Origin of the sequence: Rhizobium mesosinicum (assembly GCF_019511345.1) — a bacterium.
In the GTDB taxonomy this organism is placed as follows: domain Bacteria; phylum Pseudomonadota; class Alphaproteobacteria; order Rhizobiales; family Rhizobiaceae; genus Rhizobium; species Rhizobium mesosinicum.
On sequence record NZ_JAEUAK010000014.1, the window covers coordinates 38,230 to 59,965 of the forward strand.

Consider the following 21,736-nt stretch of genomic DNA (forward strand, 5'->3'; position numbering starts at 1 on the left):
GATGGCGATCGAGGACGCAAAGACGCATCAATGAAAATTGCGGCCACGTGGCATCACGCTTGCTGTCTCGGCGATATCGCCATCCCTGCCCCTTTCCGGCGAGCGCCCATTCGCGATCTTTCTGGTCATTTCATCCCTTGCCAGTGCATCAGCCTTTTTCTGCTGCCGATGATCCTGCGTTGGGCGCAACACCTCATCCGAACGCTCGCTGACGCCAAAGCGTTTCGCCTCGCGTTGAAGAATGCCGAGTAGCGGCGTCATATCCTCGATGTGCTCGACGACGGTATGGATGACGCCGCTCTGGCTTTGTAATTTGCCGTAGATTTTCACAAGTCGAGCGCCCATGACCACCGCGCGGTATCTTTCGAAGGTTTTCTTCCAGACAATAGCGTTGGCAACACCGGTCTCGTCCTCCAGGGTCATGAAGATCACACCTTTCGCCGAACCCGGCTGCTGGCGCACCAGCACCAGCCCGGCAATCGTCACTCGCCTCCCGCTCGCAACACGAAGCAGATCGACATTGCGCGTCACACCTGCCTTGCACAGTTCCTCCCGCAAGAAGGAAACCGGATGCGCCTTCAGCGACAGCGACAGGTAGCGATAATCCTCGATGACCTGCTCTCCCGGCAGCATGTCCGGCAGCTTTGCCTGAGGTTCGGGCTGAAGGTCGATGTGACGAACACTCTCGAAAAGCGGCAATTCTTCGGTCGCGCTTTTCACATCCAGCGCCCGCACCGCCCAAAGAGCCTGACGTCGCGACAACTTGAGAGACTGGAAGGCATCCGCATCCGCCAGCCGCTCGATGACGGACTTCTGCAGTCCGGAACGCAACCAGAGATCACGCACAGAATGGTAACCCTTGCCACGGTTCTCGACGAGCCGCTCCATATCTTTAGAGGAAACGCCCTTGATCTGAAGAAGGCCAAGCCGCACAGCGTGGTGAGTCTTGATGATATCCCGCATCTCGCTGTGGCGAAAATCGATACTTGCTCGGTCAAAAGCCGCTTCCTCAAGGGTGCATTCCCAATCCGAGTAATTGATATCGGCCGGCAGGATTTTAACGCCATGCTCGCGTGCATCCCGTACCAGCTGTGCCGGCGCATAAAAGCCCATCGGCTGTGAGTTCAGCATCGCCGCGCAGAAGACGTCGGGATAGTAGGCTTTTAGCCAAGATGAGGCGTAGACGAGCAGCGCGAAGGAAGCGGCATGGCTTTCCGGAAAACCATATTCGCCAAAGCCCTTGATCTGGTTAAAGCATTGCTCTGCAAACTTGTGATCATATCCCCTTTCGACCATTCCATCCACGAATCGCTTTTCGAAGCTATCGATCGTGCCCGTTCTCTTGAATGTCGCCATTGATCTTCGGAGCCGATCGGCTTCAGCAGGCTTGAAACCTGCGGCCGTAATGGCGATCTGCATGGCCTGTTCCTGAAACAGAGGAACCCCCAGAGTCCTCTCAAGGACATTCTCCAGCTCCGGGCTCGGATATTTAATCGGAATATTCTTTGCCTTTTCTTCCCGACGTTTGAGATAGGGATGCACCATATCGCCCTGGATAGGTCCTGGCCGAACGATCGCCACTTCAATGACGAGATCATAAAAGATTTTAGGCTTCAGGCGTGGCAACATGCTCATTTGCGCCCGGCTTTCGATCTGGAAAACACCAAGCGTGTCGGCCCGGCCCATCATGTCGTAAACCGGCTCACCCTCTTCCCCATGCTCCTTGTTGCCAAGATCGGCGAGCGTCTTCTTCACATCATAATGAAGCTCAAGCAGCGAGAAGGCCTTCCGCAAGCAGGTCAGCATGCCAAGCGCCAGCACGTCCACCTTGAGAATCTGGACATTGTCGAGATCGTCCTTGTCCCACTCGATCATGTAGCGGTCCGGCATTGCCGTCTTCATGATCGGAACGACCTCGTCGAGCCGGTCACGGGTGATGACGAAACCGCCGACATGCTGAGTGAGATGACGCGGAAAACTGAGAAGTTCGGAGGCATATTTCAGGACATTTCGTGTCACCGGATCCTTCATATCGAGGCCGGCCGCCTTCGCATCACGCTCCGAGAGATTATCTTCCGACCAGCCCCAGACGAGACTGCTGATCGCCGATTGAACATCCTCCGATAGACCGAAGGCCTTGGCGACTTCACGGCCGGCCGAACGGGTGCGATAGCTGGTGACGGCCGCCGTCAGTCCAGCGTGATCATGACCGTATCTTTTATAAATGGACTGAATGACATCTTCCCGCCGTTCATGCTCGAAATCGACATCGATATCCGGCGGCTCGTCCCGATCCATCGAAATGAACCGGTCGAAGAGAAGCGTGGTCTTTGTGGGATCGACTTCCGTGATCTCCAGGCAGTAGCAGATAACTGAATTGGCCGCCGAACCTCGTCCCTGGCAGAGAACCTTGAGATCATATCGGGCATGATGGATGATCTTGTGAACCGTCAGAAAATACGAAGCGTAATTCTTGTCGCCGATGAGCTTCAGCTCGTAGTCGATCTGCCTCGCCACTTTCTCAGGAACGCCAGCGGGATAGCGTATTGCCGCACCCGCTCGCGTCAATCTTTCGAGTGTCTCCTGCGGCGTTTCACCCGGATCGTTTTCAGGTGGGTAATTATGCTTCAGCTCATTCAGCGAAAAGCTCAGCTTTCTGAAAAAGACCTGCGTATTCTCAACCGCGTCAGGATAATCCCGGAACAGCCTGACTATTTCACGTGAATCCTTGAGAAAGCGCTCGCCATTAGGCGTCAGGAGGAATCCGGCTTCCGAAATCTGCACATGTTCCCGGATCGCGATGACGATATCTGAAAGCGGCCGGCGCTCGGGGTGGTGATAGAGCGGCTGATTGCTTGCAATCAGCGGCACGCGATTTCGAGCAGCAAGCATGGCAAGCATCGCAAAAGCCTGCCGGTCGCGGCCATCATAGGCCGGCGACAGTGCCATGAAAAATGTCTTGCGGAAGCGTTTGCGAAACCGCTCCAGATAATCTTCAAGGACCGGCTGGCCGGCTGGATCAACGGCAGCCCGGTCAGGGACGAGGGCAAGCATCATCTCGTCGCCCCATTCCATGAGCTCCGCTTCCGTCAGGATGCAGGTTCCCTTGACGGCTTCCTCTTTCAGATTTCCGGCGCTGAGGAGGCGGCAGAGATTTGCCCAGCCTTTCCGGTTCCGCGGATAAGCAAGGATATCAGGCGTTCCATCGGAAAAGACGAGACGGGCGCCCGGCTGAACCCGGATAGGATCGAGAATGATCTCCGTTTTTCCCTTCTTCTCTGCCTCGACTAAGATCGCATCCCTGTTCTTGTATCTCTCCACAAGCTGTTCCGCCTGCGCATGAGCCCGTACCACGCCGGCAACCGAATTGCGGTCAGCAATACCGAGACCGCCAAGCTTCAGAAAAGCGGCTTGCACGACCATCTCTTCAGGTTTCGAAGCACCTTCGAGGAACGAGAAATTCGTCTTCGCACCGATCTCGAAAAATGCGGGTTCGGGTCTCATGCAAAAATCCCATGCATGAACCAGCGGGGATTGGGGTTCTCACGAAAGAGCCCCAGGCGATAGATCCAGAAGCGGTGTCCGGCCTCGTCCTCGATCCGGAAATAATCCCGCGTTTCGGCATCATCTCCATCGATCCACCATTCCATGGCAATCCGTTCCGGTCCTTCGCTCTTTGTCACCTGATGCTTCAGACGCCGCCAGCGGAAAGTCTGCGGTGCGCCGTCAGGCACTTCGGCAAATGCAACCTCTACCGGTTCCGGCGTTGCAAAGAGCCTTAGGGGCCGTTCTTCACGAAAAGGCAGCGCATTACCCTGCTCCTCCTTGCGCCGAGCCGGAAGGCTCTCCATTGCCGGCACCGTGATCACGGCACGTTCCGGCACATGGCTCTCTCGAAGCTGAAAGCTTTGCAGGCAGCCCGGGCCAAGCCGGGCCGCGACACGGTCGACAAAGCTCGAAAGCGAGATCTCCCCCTGGCCGTCCCCTTCGAAATCACCCTGCGCCTCGTTGAACGGGTCATGCCGCAGCACATTCAGACGCAGGATCTCGAAACCATAACCGGCATCGATATCGTCATAGATCACCTGCAGCCGCTCGGAAAACAGCCCGGCGACAAGCTTCGGTTCGCGAATTGGCCGTGAGGCGCCGACGGAAATGCGGAAAACCCTGCCATCGACACGAAACAGCACCAGCTCGAACGCCCTCCCGCCGGCGCCACGCGCCTCCAGGGACGGCTTCAGCGACACGGCAACCTGTCCGGTGACAGCAAGGATCTGCTCTTCCGTTCCGATCGGCTCGACCAGACGGCGTTCGGACGAGAGGCTGGGGACAGGAAGCCGGGGCGAGATCGGCTCCTCCTCGCGACCCAGCGCCTGATCGAGACGCAGAAGCAGTGCCGGCCCAAAGCGGCGGGTCAGCGGCGCCCGAGGCGCATGGATGACATCGCCGACATATTTGAGGCCGAGTTTCTTCAGGGAATCGACGGTCAGGTCCTCCAGCCGCAAGGCCGCGACGGGCAGCGGCATCAGCATGCGCTCTGTTTCCTCATCCTCTACCACGCCGCCCTGCCCGAAGCGGGAAACGGCCCAGGAAAGACCCGGCGAAGAGGAGATAGCACCGCGGGCATCGAGCCCCATATGGAAGAGCCGCGACAGGATATCCTTGAGAAGCACCTTCTCACCACCGAAGAGATGGGCACAGCCGGTAATGTCGAGAAACAGCCCGTCCTTGCCGTCGAGTGCTACCATCGGCGTATAGCGATCACACCAGTCGGCGATCGCTTCCAGCAGCCGGCGGTCGGCCGCAGGATCCTCTTCCACGACCTCAAGCGCCGGATACATGGCGCGCGCTTCGGCAACGCCCTGTTCTTTCCTCAGTCCCAGCTTCTCGGCGAACTCGTCAAGCGCCGTCAGCCGCATGGCATTGTTGATCTTGCCGGAACAGACGAGGGGTGCCGCTTCAGGACGCCCTTTCGAACGCCAGGAGAGCCCCCACCGTCTGCGGGCGATGCGGTCCGTTGGCAGATGCGGAAAGCTGAGCGCCAGAATGCGCTGACTGTTCGCCTGGAGGGCGAGCGAAGCTTGGCTCGCCGATGGGGAGAAATTCGCGTTCATGGGGGTTCCACTCCAGAAGAAAGGAGAGCGGGGCCGGATTGCGGCTCTTCTCCAGCGTGAGACGGAAAATCGGGTTGCCGATGCTGCCGGAAAGCTTCGATCCGTCCGGCAGCGGCCGCAGGTCAGATGGCGCCGGCTCGACATGCAGACGGAAGGCGGCACTGCTCGCCTCCTCCTTCCCGGCCTGACGGACGAGAAAGAGCGGACGGCGGACGGCGCGTGCCCTGAGACTGAGCCGGCGGCTTTCGGTCAGGCCGAAATGCAAGGGATTGCCGCGCACTTCAAAGACGACGGCCGAGAAGGCAGCACATTCGAGGGCCGCTTCCGCCAGCCAGAGCGCATCTTCCAGCTTGCGCGGAGCGGCATGGAAAAATCTTTCCGGCTTCAGCCCGAAATCCTTCAGCCCCGGAGCATAGGGGCGACCCGCCTCCAGTGTACCGACGGCATCACCGATCCAGAGCAGCGGCAGCAGCCTGCCGGCATCCTCTTCCTGCTTCTGCAGTCGCGCCGCAACGGCCATCGCCAAACCGCTTGCCGCCCCTGCATCGCCGGAACGCGCCGCACGGAATTCGGTAATTGCATCGAGCTGCAGGCCGCCTTCCAGGGCCTCATCGAACGGTTGAATGCCAAAAGACAGCCGAGGCAGAATGCGATCCTGCCGTCTCTCGCGTCCTTCCGACAGGGCTTCGCGTTCCGCCGCGGCAAGCGCCGGCGCGGATTTTCCTTCCAGTCGGGCAATGGTTTCGCGGAGCGCAAAAAGCCGCTCGCGCGCCAGGGCGGTCTGCGCCATGGCGTTCTCTCCATCCGTCTTGTTCCTGTTATGTTCTTATAGATTCCAGAGCTCTAATGAAGAGTCAACGGCCATTTTATAAGAATTTATTCCTGCCTTTGATTCCGCACTCGAAAATCGGCGATAAAGGTTCTATATGGGCCGGCAAAGGAAGGAATATTCATGGCCCACATAGACCGGAGCGATGATTGGCGGGACCGCCATGCGCCGACGATCAGCGCCTTCGAGTCGCTGGCAATGGAGGCCTACAGCCATCTGCCGGACGAATTTCGCAAGCTGACGACCAATCTGACCATCGAAATCGAAGACTTCCCCGATGACGAAGTTTTCGAGGACATGGCGCTGGAAACGCCCTTCGACCTGCTCGGCCTTTTCGAGGGCCGCGGCATTTCGGAGCGCTTTACCGTGGAAACCGGCGAGATGCCGAACCGCATCCGCCTCTATCGCCGTCCGATCCTCGATTACTGGGCCGAGAACGACGAAACGCTGGGTGATATCATCACCCATGTGCTGATCCATGAGATCGGCCACCACTTCGGCCTCAGCGACGACGACATGGAGCGCATCGAGGCGAGCGCCGAAGAAGCGGCAGAGCGTTAAGCTTACTGCTCAGACAACTTCATGTCCGGGTGATAATCCTTGCCCTCGACCTCCTTGACGACGGCCTGGCCGCACTGCATCTGGCCGGTCGCAGCGTTGAAGGCATAGGTGGGCGACCCGGACAGCGACCACCCCTTGTTCAACGCCGCCGTCACCTTGTGGCAGAAGGAAGCGTCGTCGGGACCAGTCAGGAAGCGGTAGAGTTTCATCAGGCGGGCTTTCTTGCAGAAATCAGGCGAGCTTTATGGACCAGAGCTTCGGCCTGGACAAGATGCAGCCGCTCGATCATCCGCCCGTTCACATTGATGACGTTGAACCCTTCGCTGGCCGGGTCGGCGAAGGCAGCAATGATCGCCTCAGCCTCAGCGATCTCCTTCGTGCTCGGCTCGAAATATCGGTTGGCGGCTTCAATCTGCGCCGGATGGATCAGCATCTTGCCCGCAAAACCCATGGCGCGGCCTTGAGCGCACTCGGCATCGAAACTTTCAGCATCACGGAAATCGTTGAACACGCTGTCGAGCGCATCGAGCCCATAGGCCTTGACCGCCAGAACGACCTGCATCAACCAGGGCACGAGATAGCTCCGCCCCGGCTGAGGCAAGACACCGGTTTCCTTGCGCAGGTCGTTGAGGCCGACGACGAGGCAATCGAGCCGCGATCCCGGCGTGCGGCCGGATTCGGCGATTGCTGCGGCATTCAGCACGCCTCGCGGCGTCTCGATCATCGCCCAGATGCGCAACTCCTCCGGCGCATAGGCCTCGGCAAGCAGATCACTAATGGCCATGACGTCCTGCGGTTCGTCCACCTTCGGCAGGAGAACGGCATCGGGCGACAATGCCTTTATCAACTCCAGATCCGCCAGTCCGAATCCGGATGACAAAGAATTGATGCGGATGATCCTTTCCTTGCCCTCAAGCGCCGGCCCGGCAAAAAAGGCCTTCAGATTGTCGCGCGCTTCCGCCTTCTTCTCAGGCGCGACGGAATCCTCCAGATCGAGAATAACCGCATCGCAATCAAGGGAATGGGTCTTTTCAAGCGCACGCGCATTGATGGCGGGTACGCTCAGTACCGAGCGGCGCAGACGCAGGGAACGAAGAGGTGGTGTTCGGCTCATCGGCCATTAGTGCCAAGCTTCGTAAAGCCTCGCAAGACAACAAAAAGCCATGCTTGGCTTGCAGAGAGGAAAAAGAAGGACCACATTCCTTTCCGTAGAAAGGTCTATAACCAATGCAGAACATTCGCTCCATCTTCTTCATGCTTGCCGGCGCCACCGTTTTCGTGGCCATGCTGCTTCTTACCTTCTCGGTCACCCTCGCCGTCGGCGGCATCCTGACCGTGCTCATGGTCGGCCGCGCCCTTTCGATGAAGATGAAGCCCGCGCCCGTCCGCGCCCGCGCTGACGGCAAGCGCGCGATGCGCATCTGGAACGACGGCCGCGGCACGATCATCGATCTCTGATCGCTTTTCGCTGAAAATTCTGACCGACATTGTCGGCTCGCAATCCCATGCTACGTCCTTGAAGCAGCCGAGCATTCTGCCGGCACTTCGAAAACGAATGGAGGACGAGCATGGACGCGATGGAGAGTAACCAGGCCAAGATGCCGCCGGTCAAGAATGGCCTGCTTCCCTATCTGACAGTCGATGGCGCGGCAAAGGCTGCAGAATTCTACAAGAAGGCCTTCGGCGCCGAACAGGCCTATATCGTGCCGCCCGACGAGAGTGGCCGCACGATGCATATACACCTTTATATCAACGGCAGCTCGCTCATGCTGTCGGATGCCTATCCGGAATACGGCCATCCCTTCAAGGGCCATGAAGGCTTTGCCATCCAGCTGGTCATCGACGATATCGATTTCTGGTGGGATCGCGCGGTGGCTGCCGGCGCCGAAGTGGTCATGCCGGTCGAAATGATGTTCTGGGGCGATCGCTACGGCCAGCTGCGCGATCCGTTCGGCGTGCTCTGGGGTCTGAACGCACCGTCCAGGTAAAGATCGCGCAATTGGCAGGCCGCGGGAAACGTCGCGCGGCCTCCTTCGGCGAAAGATTCTTCTTCATTTCGGCGGAAAACTGGAATAGATGCAAAATCAGAAAGTACGTTTTGCTGAAATGGAGCATAGGTCATGGATAAATTCGTGAAGCTCACGGGCGTTGCAGCGCCCCTGCCGGTCGTCAACATCGACACCGACATGATCATTCCGAAGGATTATCTGAAGACCATCAAGCGCACCGGCCTTGGCAAGGGCCTTTTCGCTGAAGCCCGTTACAATGAAGACGGTTCCGAAAATCCTGATTTCGTGCTGAACAAGCCGGCCTACCGTGAGGCTAAGATTCTGGTTGCCGGCGACAACTTCGGCTGCGGCTCCTCGCGCGAACACGCGCCGTGGGCGCTGCTCGATTTCGGCATCCGCTGCGTGATCTCCACCAGCTTCGCCGACATCTTCTACAACAACTGTTTCAAGAACGGCATCCTGCCGATCAAGGTCAGCCAGGAAGACCTCGACAAGCTGATGGACGATGCCGAGCGCGGCTCCAACGCTGTTCTGACGGTCGACCTCGAAAACCTCGAAATCACCGGCCCGGATGGCGGCTCGATCAAGTTCGATCTCGATGAATTCAAGCGCCACTGCCTGCTGAACGGTCTCGACGATATCGGCCTGACCATGGAAAAGGGCAAGGCGATCGACGAATTCGAAAAGAAGAACGCCGCTTCGCATCCCTGGGCTGCCTGAGCCCAATCGAATGGCCTCCCGACCAGCCGGGCTTTCGCCCGGCTTTTTCTTTGCCTGCGGTTCAGAGAAACTTCTCTTTCCACATATCCAGTTTTTCGAGTGACACGCCGATGCCGCCGCAGACTTCGATGAGCGGATTGGCGAACCGCGACAGCAGATCGGCATGCACGTCGGCAACGGCAAGGGCTGCACCGCAGGCCGGCTCGACCAGGATGCGCTGCGCATCGGCAAATTTCAGGCAGGCGGCCACGGCATCGGCATCGCTGACGAGAACGCTTTCGATCGGGTGACGCTTCGGCAAATCGAAGACATGCTGCGCTACCTGCCGCGCGCCGAGCGACGTGGCAATCGAGGTGATGGCCGGAAGCGAGATGCGCTCATTGGTCTTCAGGCTGGCATGGAACGAAGCCGCCCCTTCCGTCTCGACGGCGATAACGGGCACATCCGCAAGACCATTACGTTTCAGCCCCTCGACAATGCCAGCAAGCAATCCGCCACCGCCGACGCTGGTGACGACGCAATCGAACTCTGCGCCCTTCGCTACGACTTCATCGATCAGCGTAGCATGACCGTCCCAAAGAAGCGGGTGATCGAAGGGGTGCACATAGGTGGCCTTGCGGCTTTCTGCGAGACCGATTGCGTGGGCATTGGCTTCGTCAAAGACAGATCCATGGACCAGTACATTGGCACCCATTGCGGCAATCGTCTGGCGCACGTCGGGCGCCGTCGTCTCCGGGACGACGATAGTAACAGGCACGCCGAGTGCCCGTCCGGCATAGGCTGCGGCAATGCCGGCATTGCCGCCGGAGGCGCAGAAGATTTCGCATGCTCCATTTTGAACCTCATGCTGGCAAAGCCGGCCGACGCCGCGCAGCTTGAAGCTGCCGGAGGGCTGCAGCGCATCGAGCTTCAGCCAGAGCGGCTTACCGCTGGCACTATAATCAGCCGTAGTCTGGAGGAGGGGCGTGTCGAGATGGAGAGGTGCGAAGGACATGGAAGAGTATCCGAAAAGGAATAGGCAAGGCTGCTGTTCTAGCCCCTTTACGGGCGCCGGAGCAACCTTGTCAGGCATCACATGATACGGAGACAAGCGTACCGATTCACCCCTTCTCTCGCTTGAAATGCCCATTTCCGGGGTCTAAGAAGCCGCAGCTTGTTTTTCCGCGGAGGCTTTCATGACAGTGCGCAATCTTTTCCTGCTGCCGGGTGACGGCATCGGCCCCGAAGCCATGGGCGAGGTCCGCAAGATCATCGCTTACATGAACGAGGCGATGAATGCCGGTTTCGTCACCGACGAAGGCCTCGTCGGCGGCTGCGCCTATGATGCGCATGGCGCAGCAATCTCCGAAGACGATATGAAGAAGGCGCTTGCAGCCGACGCCGTGCTCTTCGGCGCCGTCGGCGGCCCGAAATGGGATAGTGTCCCCTACGAAGTTCGCCCGGAAGCCGGCCTGCTGCGCCTGCGCAAGGATCTGGAACTTTTCGCCAATCTGCGTCCGGCGATCTGCTATCCCGCACTCGCCTCCGCTTCCTCGCTGAAACCCGAGCTGGTCGAAGGCCTCGACATCCTCATCATCCGCGAGTTGACGGGCGGTGTTTACTTCGGAGAGCCGAAGGAAATCATCGATCTCGGCAATGGCCAGAAGCGCGGCATCGATACGCAGGTTTACGACACCTATGAAATCGAGCGCATCGCCGGTGTCGCCTTTGAAATGGCCCGCACCCGCAACAACCGCGTGTGCTCGATGGAAAAGCGCAACGTCATGAAATCGGGCGTGCTCTGGAACCAAGTCGTGACCGAGACGCACAAGGCAAAATATTCCGACGTGCAGCTCGAACATATGCTGGCGGATGCCGGCGGCATGCAGCTCGTGCGCCAGCCGAAGCAGTTCGATGTCATCGTCACCGACAACCTCTTCGGCGACATGCTGTCGGACGTTGCCGCCATGCTGACCGGCTCGCTCGGCATGCTGCCGTCGGCTTCGCTCGGAGCACCCGATGGTAAGACCGGCAAGCGCAAGGCGCTTTATGAGCCGGTTCACGGCTCGGCACCCGATATCGCCGGCAAAGGCATCGCCAATCCGATCGCCATGATTGCTTCCTTCGCCATGTGCCTTCGCTACTCCTTCAATTTGGTCAAGGAAGCGGACAACCTGGAAAAGGCGATCGCCAATGTGCTCGACAAGGGTATTCGCACTGGCGACATCATGGCACCGGGCAGCCGCCAGGTCGGCACCGTCGAGATGGGCGATGCCATCCTCAATGAGTTTAAGGCGCTCTCTGCCTGATATTTCACGTGAAACGCTTTTCGGCCCTTCGCATATCTGCGGAGGGTTTTTTATTGGTCCGCGTTCCTCTGAGTATGTCACGACTGGTCTGGCAGTCGTCGCATCGGCGCATTTGCCCCCTGTCACGCTCGCTCGTGCGGGTTGGCCATTACCAAAATTGATTAGAATTATCTGAGGAAGCCCGCTCTCTGTCGTAATCCTGTGCACTTTTACCGCCTATCTCATACCTAGGGGTTACACGGATAGTCGGAATGCGGGAACTTCTAGTCTCCTTGGACAGGCGCTGGCGCAGAAATAGACGCGTCATGCCATCATTGCGGTGGCGCGCATGCTTTTTCATTACGCTGAACACCGTCATCCTTTCCATGCTGGTCTTCGATGCGCCGATCGGTTCCGGTCACCTGCCGGAGCCCATTCAGCGCTTCGGGGAAATGTTGACCGATTTCGGCAACTCCGCCTGGCTGATCCTCACCAGCGTCCTGCTCTTCTTCCACGGCGGAGCTGGCTACAAGCTCTTGAAAAGCGCAAGGGCAAAGGCCCAGGCTCTCTATGTAAGCTGGATCGGCGCCTATCTGTTCACGACCGTCGTCTTTTCCGGTCTGCTCGCAAACCTTCTCAAGCGCATGATCGGCCGCGCACGCCCCGAACATTTCCAGGATCTCGGCGTGCTTTCCTTCACGCCCTTTTCCGGCCATGCAGCGCTGGAAAGCTTCCCGTCCGGCCATTCGACCACCGTCGGCGCTTTCTTTGCCGCCGCCGCACTGCTCTTCCCGCGCTATCGGATTCCCTTCATCGCTGCCGCCATCTGGCTCGCCATGACGCGTGTTATGGTGGGGGCGCATTATCCGAGCGATGTCATCGCCGGCCTTGCCTTCGGCGCCTGGTTCTCGCTGCTGACGGCTATCGTCTATGCCCGCTACGGCCTGCTCTTCAAGCTTTGCCCGGACGGCTGGCCCATGTCCAAGCGATACTTCCCAGACGCGTTGTAAAATGATTCTCCTGCGGCATTCGTCGCCAATGAGGCAGACAAGGTCTCGCCGGCATGAGAGGCTGATTGATGCACTTTCCGAGTTCATCGAGTACGGCAAGCTGAATACGACGCAGTTCAGCGGGTTCTTACGCAAGCATGTCGGAAGGATCCGGCAGATGATTGAGCAGGCAGGAAAGAACTGCTTCAACGGGATGCTTTGGAGAATCCAGATCATAGCCGAGCCGAGAAACGTGGAAGGCAAGGGGGCTGCCAGCCTCAGGCTGCTGACAAACCATTGCAAAGCCCGCGACGTCATCCTCGGCCTTGTGCCGAGGATCTGCGCCAGTCAATTAAATGTCTGAAAACAAATGCTTTCTCGTCAAGAGAATTGCAGTAGTCAGATGCTCGGCACAAGGCCGAGCATGGCGGATGGGCGCGCCGTCGAAATAGAAGGTCTTTTGATCGAACCCGAGATGCATAGGATACATAACTTGCATAGGGTTTTTCATTGGTAATGTGGGAAATGTCAGAAATGGTGACATGACAGGTGTTAAATCTGACATTTCCTATAGAGCCGTTGAAACTGCCCATGCATCTCCTGCATCCTATGCGGCATGAAAAACCCGGCGCCTTACGAACGCCGGGTCTTTGATTTCAGGATATTCGACGGACCTTAGTCCAGCGCATGAATATCCCGGTTTTTGGTTTCCGGCAGGAACAGCACGCCGATAACCAACGTGATCGCTGCGAAGACGATCGGATACCAGAGGCCATAATAGATGTTGCCGGCGGCGGCACTCATCGCGAAGGCCGTGGCAGGCAGCAGGCCGCCGAACCAGCCGTTGCCGATATGATAGGGCAGCGACATGCCGGTATAGCGGATGCGGGTCGGGAAGAGCTCGACCAGCAGGGCCGCGATCGGGCCGTAGACCATCGTCACGTAGAGCACGAGCACGAACAGGATGGCGATCGTGCCGACCCAGTTGACGCGGGCAGGATCGGCCACCATCGCGAACGAACCGCCGCCAGGGATCGTGTAGACGGCCATGTCCGTCACGCTTTTCGCTTCATCCGCCGTCAGCAATTTGCCGGCAACGAGTTTGTCGGCCGGCAGCGTTTCCTTCTGGCCGGCGCGTATCGCATCGGCATTGAGGCTGAGTTCCGGATTGGCGGCGATGAAGGCATCGAGCTTGGCATCGGCAACCTTGGCAGCACCGCGCTTCAGCGGATAACCGGCATCATGAAGGGCAAGATTGACGCCCTTTTCGAAGACGGCATTGGTCTTGGCTGCATCGGCGCCGGCTGCGACGGCGTCGTAACCGGTAATGGTATCGTCACCCACCTTCACGGTCGCAGGCTGGCCCGCCGGACCCGGCACCACGTCGTAAGGCACTGAGTTCTTGGTCAGGAACGCGGTTGCGATATCGCAGGAGTTGGTGAATTTCGACGTGCCGGTCGGATTGAACTGGAATTTGCAATCCGCCGGATCGGCCGTCACCGTTGCCCGGATCGTCGCCTGCGCCTCGTAGAGAGCCGGATTTGCCATATACGTCATCGCCTTGAACAGCGGGAAATAGGTGACCGCTGCGATCAGCAGGCCCGCCATGATGATCGGCTTACGGCCGATTTTATCCGACAGTCCGCCGAAGATGACGAAGAATGGCGTGGCGAGGAAGAGGGCGATGGCGACCATGATGTTGGCCGAGTACAGATCGACCTTCAGCACGCTCTGCAGGAAGAACAGGGCATAGAACTGCCCACCGTACCAGACGACTGCCTGACCCATCGTGGCGCCGAGAAGCGCAATCAGCGCGATCTTCGCGTTCCGCCACTGGCCGAAAGCTTCCGTCAGCGGTGCCTTCGACCCCTTGCCTTCCGCCTTCATGCGCTGGAAGGCGGGCGACTCGTTCATCTTCAACCGGATCCAGACGGAGATACCGAGCAGGACGACGGAGACGAGGAACGGAATGCGCCAGCCCCAGGCGGCAAAGGCGGTCGAGCCCATGATCGACTGGACCGTGACGATGACGATCAGCGACAGGAAAAGGCCAAGCGTTGCCGTCGTCTGGATCCAGGACGTAAAGTAGCCGCGGCGGCCGTTCGGCGCGTGTTCGGCAACATAAGTCGCCGCACCGCCATATTCGCCGCCGAGCGCCAGGCCCTGCAGCAGGCGCAGGCCGATCAGGATGATCGGAGCGGCAATGCCGATGGAAGCAGCCCCCGGCAGGATGCCAACCAGGAAGGTCGACATACCCATGATGAGAATGGTCACCAGGAAGGTGTATTTGCGGCCGACGAGATCGCCAAGGCGGCCGAAGACCAATGCGCCGAACGGACGCACCAGGAAGCCTGCAGCGAAGGCGAGAAGCGTGAAGATGTTACGCGTCGCTTCCGGATACTGGGTGAAATAGGTCGCGCCGATATAGGTGGCGAGCGAACCATACAGATAGAAATCATACCATTCGAAAACCGTGCCGAGCGACGAGGCGAAGATGACCTTCTTCTCCTCGCCCGTCATCGGACCGGCTTTCACATTGTCGACGCTTGCGACATTTGCCATTGTCTGTCCTCCACAGAGTGATGAGCAACGGTCGCGGCCTACTCTCCTCGAAGCACATCCCTGGCCGCGACACGCCTGACAAGAGTTTGACAGAAAAGACGCGTCAGAAAGAGGGATGCTTTGGGATTATGACTTTAGTCTAATTTTGCGCGCGAATTGTCGCAGCATGGCTCCTGCCATGGCGGAGCAGGCACGGCACGCCGCAATCATCATGCCCGCAAAGCCTGGGCCGGAGACTGCCGGTAGGCGAGCACCGCCGGCAGGGCAGCGAGGACGAGAAATATGATCGCAAGCGTTCCGTCTTCGGATGCGAAGCCGATGGGCAACTTGGCGCCGCTGCTTTGCGAGAAGAAGCCGGAAAGAATGCGTGCTCGTGCCTTCGGTCGCGGCAAGATCGAGCAGCAGATCACCGACGGCATCGCCGCTTTCCGCATCGAGGCTGGCAGTCGGTTCGTCGGCGACCATGACGCCGCGCCTGCGCAACAGCGCCGGAGCGATCGCCACGCGCTGCATTTTATCGCGTGACATGGTCTCGACCTTCTGCCAGGCACGGCCGACGCCAGCGATCTCGAGGAGATTATGGGCACGTTCGATGACCGCCGATGTGGCAGCACGGGCAACAGCACGTTTTCGACCGCCGAAAGCCCAAGAAAGGAGATGAAACTCCTGCATGACCAGTCCGATATTGGCGGCGCGGAAGCGGTCACGGCGACCTTCAGAGAGTGCGGCAATATCTTCGCCACTCCAACGGACGGGGCCTTCGCCAACCCGCTCCAATCCGATGGCAGAGGGATGACGAAACGCCGCAGCGTTGCGGTACCCTTCCCCCTCTTCTCGTCGCGCACGCAAACACCTTGACTCCTGTGGAAAACCTTTTATGAGCAACGACGGAAAAGGAATATCCATGGTTCGCCACGAGCATGCCATTGCTGAGCGCAATCACCTGGCAGGAATTGCCGGGCTGGATTTTGCCGTTTCGGTTTCTTCCAAAACCAAGGCCAAAACGACGACGAAAACCGTCTGACGTCTCTGGCCTGCCGCTCTCTCCCCGGCCCGGCCGGGGACAGGAGGTCGCGATGATGTCGCGCTTCCCCCTCACCGGATCAAGAGGAGAGAAGAGAAAGAGAGCTTGAGAAATGGGTTTCAAAGTTGCAGTTGCGGGTGCGACCGGAAATGTCGGGCGAGAAATGCTCAACATTCTCTCCGAGCGCGGTTTCCCGGCCGATGAAGTCGTCGCACTTGCCTCCGCCCGCTCCCAGGGCACCGAGGTTTCCTACGGCGATCGGACGCTGAAGGTCTCGAACCTGGAGAATTACGATTTCTCCGACACCGATATCTGCCTCATGTCGGCCGGCGGCGAGGTTTCCAAGCGCGTCTCCCCGAAGATCGGCCAGCAGGGCTGCGTCGTCATCGATAATTCCTCGGCCTGGCGCTACGACGCCGATGTGCCGCTGATCGTTCCGGAAGTGAATCCGGACGCGATTTCGCTCTTCACCAAGCGCAACATCATTGCCAATCCGAACTGCTCGACCGCCCAGCTCGTCGTCGCGCTGAAGCCGCTGCATGACTTCGCCAAGATCAAGCGCGTCGTCGTCTCGACCTATCAGTCGGTTTCCGGCGCCGGCAAAGAAGGCATGGACGAACTCTTCAACCAGACGCGCGCCGTCTTCGTTGCCGATCCGATCGAGAACAAGAAGTTCACCAAGCGCATCGCCTTCAACGTCATTCCGCACATCGACGTCTTCATGGAAGACGGCTACACAAAGGAGGAATGGAAGGTTCTGGCCGAAACGAAGAAGATGCTGGATCCAAAGATCAAGGTGACCTGCACTGCAGTGCGCGTTCCCGTCTTCATCGGTCATTCGGAATCGGTCAATATCGAGTTCGAAAACGAGATCACCGCCGATCAGGCGCGCGATATCCTGCGGGAAGCACCAGGTTGCCTCGTCATCGACAAGCACGAGAACGGCGGTTACATCACGCCTTATGAATCTGCCGGCGAAGACGCGACCTATATCTCGCGCATCCGCGAAGATGCGACCGTCGAGAATGGCCTCAACCTGTGGGTCGTCTCCGATAACCTGCGCAAGGGTGCTGCTCTTAACGCCATTCAGATTGCCGAGCTGCTCATCAATCGTGGCCTTGTCAAGCCGCGCAAGCAGGCAGCCTAATACCATTTGTAAACCATAATAGGCTAAAGCCCTGCTCGACGAGCGGGGCTTTTTCGGGCAGACACCGTCGTATAAGCGCTCGCTAAAAGGTGATCGTGACAAAATCGCCGGTGGCTGGCATTCTCCTGCCCGCCTTAAAAGCTATGCAGATCGAGAGCGGGGTTTCTCAATGCGCATGATAAAATTGATTCTGGCGGCCGCCGCGGCAATGGGCGTCCTCAATTCAGCACCTGCGTTCGCGCAAGGGGGACAATGCGGCAATACCAGTGCCGGCTTCGAGGACTGGGTGGCCGATTTCAAGCAGACGGCAGCAGCCAATGGTGTGAGCCAGTCGGTCCTCAACCGCGCCTTCGCCAATGTCAGCTATAACAGGCCGACGATTTCAGCCGACCGCGGCCAAAAGAGCTTCAAGCTGTCTTTCGACGCTTTCATGAAGAAGCGCGGCGGTGCCGCCGTCATTTCCCGCGGGCGTTCGATGAAAGCCGCCAATCAGGCTCTCTTCGCCTCGATCGAGCGGCGCTTCGGCGTGCCCGCCGGTCCGCTGATCGCCATCTGGGGCATGGAGACCGGCTTCGGCAGCTATATGGGCAATCAGCATACCATGTCCGCTGTCTCTACCCTTGCCTATGACTGCCGCCGTTCGGAATATTTCACCGACCAGCTTTACGCAGCCTTGCAGCTCGTTTCGGAAGGCTATCTCAGCCCGCAGGCCCGAGGCGCTGCCCATGGTGAAATCGGCCAGACGCAATTCCTGCCGCGCAATGTGGTTCGCTACGGCGCTGACGGCGACGGCGACGGCCGCATCGATATGGTCGGATCCCGCGCTGACGCGCTGGCCTCGACTGCCAATTTCCTCAAGGGCCACGGCTGGCGTGCCGGCGCCGGTTACCAGCCGGGTGAGCCGAACTTCGTCGCCATCCAGGGCTGGAATGCCGCAGCGGTCTATCAGCAGGCAATCGCTTATATCGGTCAGCAGATCGACGGCAATTGAAGAAACGTTCAACAGGAAAATGAACACGAGCGCCGCGTGCGAATGCGGCGTTTTTCATTTGCGGAAATCGTGGGTTCCGCCGGCAGTCTTGCGGCGCTCTTCCTGCGATGCCGCGGAAGGAACAATCGGCCCTGCTACGACGCAATTGCGTCCCGAAGCCTTCGCCGCATAGAGCGCTAGGTCTGCACGCTTCACCAGATCGTCGAAATTGCGATTGCTGACGGCATTTGCGCGCCCCGCACAGCCGAAGCTTGCCGTCATTCGCAGGCGCTCCCCACTCGGCAGCGCGATGTCAGCAGCCTCGATGGCCAACCGGACACGTTCCGCAACGGTCGCCGCATCCTCTGGTGTCGAATCCGGCAGCAGCGCCATGAACTCCTCGCCGCCGTGGCGGACCAGCAGATCGAAGGAGCGGAAGCTTTCCCGCGCGATGCCGGCTACGCGCTTCAGGACGATATCGCCGGCATCATGGCCATATATGTCATTGATTTTCTTGAAGTGATCGAGATCGAACAAAACGACCGAAATCCAGCGTGATCCATACTCAGCCTGCATCAGAAGCGCTAAAGCGGCAGCCTCGAAGCCACGGCGATTATAAAGGCCTGTCAGAAGATCGGTCTGGGCAGCATTGCGCAGCTCGTTGATGAGCAGTTCACGCTCTTCAGTGACACGGGCGACGAGACGGATACCCCGAACAGCAAGCGCCACAATAAGGGCAACGAGCAGCACCAGTCCGGCTGACAACGCAAGTACGACCGTCATGTGAATATGCGAGCGCATCGACAGCTTCTGTCCGGTCACATGAATATCATCGGTGACGGAGGCAATTTTTTGCTGCAGGAAATCCAGCCGCTTATTCTGGATACCGATCCATTTGTCTCGGATCGCCTTGTCCGGCCGCAGCGCACCGGAAACCATGGCCTTTGTGAAGGTATCGGCCCAGACCTCGTCGGGCTGAGACCTATAAGCAAGGATCTCCCGTACGACAGGCGAGGAAGAATGAAAACGCAAGCGATCCATGCCGTTGCCGAGCATTGTTTCGCCTTGAACGAGCTGCTCGTGCGACATCGCGGAAAAGTCGGCTCGGTCGAAATAGCGCTGGCCAAGATTGCCGATCAGCCGTTCGCCGTAATAGGTCAGCAGGATACTCATCAGCTCACTGGATTTGCGCAACAACACGGGATCATGGATCCTCGACGAAAGCGACTCGACGAGTCCAAGCTGCTTCAATCCGGCCTGTCCATAGATATGAACGGGGTTGCCGCCTTTGCCGTAATAACCTCGATCGACCGCCGAACGTGTCGCAACAATACGGCTGTAAGCGAGGCGGAGATTGGCAAGTTGTGACTGCAAACCGAGATCGAGCGTTTCAACAGGCGGGAGGCTGGCGTTGAAACGCGCGCGTTCGCTGTCGAGTATGCTGCGCCTTTCCATCATGGCAGCCTTGGTCATCTCGTTGGGATTATTGATGTAAGTTCGCGCCGCGACGAGTTCCGCCAGAATTTCATTGGCAGCAATCGATCCTCCGCGGGCAAGAACGTCGGCAAAGAGATGGTCGTTTTCGAGCGCGCGGTATTGCGTGAGCGAGGAGCGGATCAACACTACCCCTTCGGCAATCATGAAGACAAAGGGCAGCAGAACGGCGGCGAGGACTACCCTTCTGATATTCTTGAATTTCACCACTTCGAAATTCATGATTGATCCACGCGCATAGACTGCCCGCAAGGGAGCCTATTGGAATATCTTAAAAAACCGATAAAGCGGTCTATCCCTAGATTTCGGGACGGGTAAAATCAAGCGTCTCGGAATCCATCACCCAGAGTTCACCGGTCGAAATATCGAACCAGGCACCGTGAAGCTCCAGCTTGCCCTCTTCCTCGAGCGCCTTGATGTCAGGGAAAGATCTGAGATTGTTGATCGAGTTTCGGATGGAGACTCGCTCCAGCGCAGTCTGCCGTTCAGCCGGCGTCATGACGTCGTTGCTGCCGATTTGTTCGGCGGCAGGGCGAACGAGCGACATCCAGCGGCCAATGAAATCGCCTGATGACAAAGGTTCAGCATCGGGATCGAGGGCTGCGCGAATGCCACCGCAGCGGCCATGACCCATGACGACGATATTCTTGACCTTCAGCGCCTGCACGGCGAATTCGAGAGCTGCCGACGTGGAATGGAAATGGCCATCCGGTTCATAAGGCGGCACCATGTTGGCGACGTTGCGGATGACGAAGAGTTCGCCCGGCCCTGCGTCGAAAATCAGTTCGGGAGCCGCACGCGAATCGCAACAGGCAATAACGAGCGTCGTCGGGCTTTGCCCGTTTTCCGCAAGTTGCCGATACCGGTCGCGCGCATCGGCATATCGCCCGCTCATGAAGTTGCGATAACCGTCCAGCAGGTAGTTAGGGAAGCTCATCATGCCTCTGGATTAGCGCGGGCTTGAGCCAAGATCAACTGCTGCGCTGCAAAAGCACGCAGCCTATTTTTTCCGCCGCTGGGCAGGATGGATGAGGTGACGCATCTGCACCATTGCCATGGGCGTCGAAAGGCTGGAGGCATCGCTTGCCAGCATCAGCTCGTTGCTGCCGCGCTTGACGGCGCGCGCCAGCACTTCAAACACACTGGCAGTCGCCAACTGCAGCGCCTTTTCATCCTCCACACCTGAGAGCAAGCGGGACAGGAAGAGCGCTGCAAGCAGGTCTCCGAGCCCATTTGGTGGGTTTTCGACGACACGGTGTTCGGCAAGCAGAGCATGCTTTCCAGAGAGGTAGAGATTGCCGGTGCCGCCTGCCATCATCGGCACCGCCGATGTGACCAGCATGCGCGAGGGACCAAGCGAAAGTGCGGCCTCCATGACCGCGTTATTGTCATCGAGTGCCGCACCCGACAGCCACGCAAGTTCGTATCGGTTCGGTGTCGCGAGCGAAGCGAGCGGTATCAGATGGTCGCGGATCGCCTCGGCTGTCGCTTCCGGCACGTAAAGGCCGCCGAGATCGCCCATGACCGGATCGCAGACATAGAGCAGTTCCGGGTTCTTTTCGCGCAGCGACGACACGAGTTTCGCGACGGAACGGGCCTGGGCTGCGTTGCCGAAATAGCCCGACAAGACGGCTTTGACCTCGCCGATCGACGGTGCGTGGATGAGATCGTCGATCGCCGCTTCGAAATCGGCCTCGGCGAAGGTAAGCCGTGTCGAGCGGCCATGACCCGGATGCCAGGGCAGCACGATCGTCGGCAGCGCCCAGACCTGATGGCCAAGCGTTTCCAGCGCAAAGACCGCAGCACGGTTTCCCACCGACCCGCGCACGACATGGCTGGAGATGACGATGACTGCGCCTGCTGCGTTTTCCGACATAGTATCCGAATCCGAATTTGACCGCCGTTGATGATCTTTTTGACGAGGCGCTGTCAACCATTCTTCACGCGAGCGTGGAAATGTAAGCCGTCGGAAATCCGGACAAGGCATTTTGCCGTCCACTGGCATAAAATTGACGAAAAAACTTCAAAATCTCTCGCCAGCACGGCCAAA

20 protein-coding genes and 2 pseudogenes are annotated in these 21,736 nt (G+C 58.7%); 10 read left to right on the top strand and 12 right to left on the bottom strand.

The window, feature by feature from the left end; genetic code table 11:
* Positions 1-27: 27 nt before the first annotated feature.
* Genes JNB85_RS26795 through JNB85_RS30830 form a run of 3 tightly spaced genes read right to left on the bottom strand, consistent with a single transcriptional unit; the run spans position 28 to position 5,904 of the window.
* Positions 28-3,504: an error-prone DNA polymerase gene (locus tag JNB85_RS26795; RefSeq protein WP_220337458.1), complete on the bottom strand. Its 3,477-nt coding sequence runs from the start codon at positions 3,502-3,504 to the stop codon at positions 28-30.
* Positions 3,501-5,048, bottom strand: coding sequence for a Y-family DNA polymerase (locus JNB85_RS26800; protein WP_338050369.1), 1,548 nt, complete (start codon positions 5,046-5,048; stop codon positions 3,501-3,503). The genes JNB85_RS26795 and JNB85_RS26800 overlap by 4 nt, the downstream gene beginning before the upstream one ends.
* Entirely contained in the window at positions 4,960-5,904 is a 945-nt protein-coding gene (locus JNB85_RS30830; protein WP_223216620.1) for an ImuA family protein, read from the bottom strand. Before JNB85_RS30830 ends, JNB85_RS26800 begins: the two co-directional genes overlap by 89 nt.
* Before the next feature lie 162 nt (positions 5,905-6,066).
* On the opposite strand from JNB85_RS30830, the gene JNB85_RS26805 reads away from it, so the two are divergent.
* Positions 6,067-6,504: a metallopeptidase family protein gene (locus JNB85_RS26805; RefSeq protein WP_220337460.1), complete on the top strand. Its 438-nt coding sequence runs from the start codon at positions 6,067-6,069 to the stop codon at positions 6,502-6,504.
* Between the two features lie 2 nt (positions 6,505-6,506).
* Here the strand turns inward: JNB85_RS26805 and JNB85_RS26810 are convergent, their stop codons facing one another.
* The gene (locus JNB85_RS26810) at positions 6,507-6,713 is read right to left on the bottom strand and encodes a DUF1737 domain-containing protein (RefSeq protein WP_183749753.1); all 207 of its coding nucleotides are present in this window, start codon (positions 6,711-6,713) and stop codon (positions 6,507-6,509) included.
* Entirely contained in the window at positions 6,713-7,618 is a 906-nt protein-coding gene (locus tag JNB85_RS26815; RefSeq protein ID WP_220337461.1) for an HpcH/HpaI aldolase/citrate lyase family protein, read from the bottom strand. The genes JNB85_RS26810 and JNB85_RS26815 overlap by 1 nt, the downstream gene beginning before the upstream one ends.
* A 113-nt stretch (positions 7,619-7,731) precedes the next feature.
* Between JNB85_RS26815 and JNB85_RS26820 the strand changes: the two genes are divergently transcribed.
* From JNB85_RS26820 to leuD, 3 genes are all read left to right on the top strand, one after another.
* Positions 7,732-7,962, top strand: coding sequence for a hypothetical protein (locus JNB85_RS26820; RefSeq protein ID WP_220337462.1), 231 nt, complete (start codon positions 7,732-7,734; stop codon positions 7,960-7,962).
* Between the two features lie 110 nt (positions 7,963-8,072).
* Entirely contained in the window at positions 8,073-8,492 is a 420-nt protein-coding gene (locus tag JNB85_RS26825) for a VOC family protein (protein WP_220337463.1), read from the top strand.
* A gap of 132 nt (positions 8,493-8,624) precedes the next feature.
* Complete coding sequence (leuD, locus tag JNB85_RS26830; protein ID WP_220337464.1) at positions 8,625-9,233, top strand: 3-isopropylmalate dehydratase small subunit; 609 nt, start codon at positions 8,625-8,627, stop codon at positions 9,231-9,233.
* Between the two features lie 61 nt (positions 9,234-9,294).
* Here leuD and JNB85_RS26835 read toward each other — a convergent pair whose 3' ends face one another.
* Positions 9,295-10,227, bottom strand: a complete 933-nt coding sequence (locus JNB85_RS26835) for a pyridoxal-phosphate dependent enzyme (RefSeq protein ID WP_220337465.1) — start codon at positions 10,225-10,227, stop codon at positions 9,295-9,297.
* Positions 10,228-10,408: 181 nt separating this feature from the next.
* Between JNB85_RS26835 and leuB the strand changes: the two genes are divergently transcribed.
* From leuB to JNB85_RS26850, 3 genes are all read left to right on the top strand, one after another.
* A complete protein-coding gene (leuB, locus tag JNB85_RS26840) occupies positions 10,409-11,521 on the top strand; it encodes a 3-isopropylmalate dehydrogenase (protein ID WP_183734557.1) in 1,113 nt (370 codons plus the stop codon).
* Positions 11,522-11,772: 251 nt separating this feature from the next.
* Positions 11,773-12,510, top strand: a complete 738-nt coding sequence (gene lpxE / locus JNB85_RS26845; RefSeq protein ID WP_220337466.1) for a lipid A 1-phosphatase LpxE — start codon at positions 11,773-11,775, stop codon at positions 12,508-12,510.
* 157 nt (positions 12,511-12,667) lie between these two features.
* Complete coding sequence (locus tag JNB85_RS26850) at positions 12,668-12,853, top strand: hypothetical protein (RefSeq protein WP_220337467.1); 186 nt, start codon at positions 12,668-12,670, stop codon at positions 12,851-12,853.
* A 311-nt stretch (positions 12,854-13,164) separates the two neighbouring features.
* On the opposite strand, the gene JNB85_RS26855 is transcribed toward JNB85_RS26850, so the two are convergent.
* From JNB85_RS26855 to JNB85_RS30840, 3 genes and pseudogenes are all read right to left on the bottom strand, one after another.
* Positions 13,165-15,051: an MFS transporter gene (locus tag JNB85_RS26855; RefSeq protein WP_220337468.1), complete on the bottom strand. Its 1,887-nt coding sequence runs from the start codon at positions 15,049-15,051 to the stop codon at positions 13,165-13,167.
* A 209-nt stretch (positions 15,052-15,260) separates the two neighbouring features.
* Positions 15,261-15,428, bottom strand: a pseudogene (locus JNB85_RS30835) (ABC transporter permease); the annotation flags it as partial.
* Between the two features lie 76 nt (positions 15,429-15,504).
* Positions 15,505-15,957: pseudogene (locus JNB85_RS30840) on the bottom strand (ATP-binding cassette domain-containing protein); the annotation flags it as partial.
* Here JNB85_RS30840 and JNB85_RS26865 point away from each other — a divergent pair.
* From JNB85_RS26865 to JNB85_RS26875, 3 genes are all read left to right on the top strand, one after another.
* Positions 15,863-16,075, top strand: coding sequence for a hypothetical protein (locus JNB85_RS26865; RefSeq protein ID WP_338050363.1), 213 nt, complete (start codon positions 15,863-15,865; stop codon positions 16,073-16,075). The pseudogene JNB85_RS30840 and the gene JNB85_RS26865 overlap by 95 nt on opposite strands.
* A gap of 112 nt (positions 16,076-16,187) precedes the next feature.
* On the top strand, positions 16,188-17,222 hold the full coding sequence (locus JNB85_RS26870) for an aspartate-semialdehyde dehydrogenase (RefSeq protein ID WP_220337470.1): 1,035 nt from the start codon (positions 16,188-16,190) through the stop codon (positions 17,220-17,222).
* A 169-nt stretch (positions 17,223-17,391) separates the two neighbouring features.
* Positions 17,392-18,213, top strand: a complete 822-nt coding sequence (locus JNB85_RS26875) for a lytic murein transglycosylase (RefSeq protein WP_220337471.1) — start codon at positions 17,392-17,394, stop codon at positions 18,211-18,213.
* 54 nt (positions 18,214-18,267) lie between these two features.
* On the opposite strand, the gene JNB85_RS26880 is transcribed toward JNB85_RS26875, so the two are convergent.
* The 3 genes from JNB85_RS26880 to pdxY all read right to left on the bottom strand — a co-directional run bounded on the left by JNB85_RS26880 (position 18,268) and on the right by pdxY (position 21,562).
* Positions 18,268-19,893, bottom strand: a complete 1,626-nt coding sequence (locus JNB85_RS26880; protein ID WP_220337547.1) for a GGDEF domain-containing protein — start codon at positions 19,891-19,893, stop codon at positions 18,268-18,270.
* Between the two features lie 91 nt (positions 19,894-19,984).
* Positions 19,985-20,626 carry a carbonic anhydrase gene (locus JNB85_RS26885; RefSeq protein ID WP_220337472.1) on the bottom strand — a complete coding sequence of 214 codons (642 nt, stop codon included), beginning with the start codon at positions 20,624-20,626 and terminating at the stop codon, positions 19,985-19,987.
* A 60-nt stretch (positions 20,627-20,686) separates the two neighbouring features.
* Positions 20,687-21,562, bottom strand: coding sequence for a pyridoxal kinase PdxY (gene pdxY, locus JNB85_RS26890; protein WP_220337473.1), 876 nt, complete (start codon positions 21,560-21,562; stop codon positions 20,687-20,689).
* Positions 21,563-21,736: the final 174 nt, after the last annotated feature.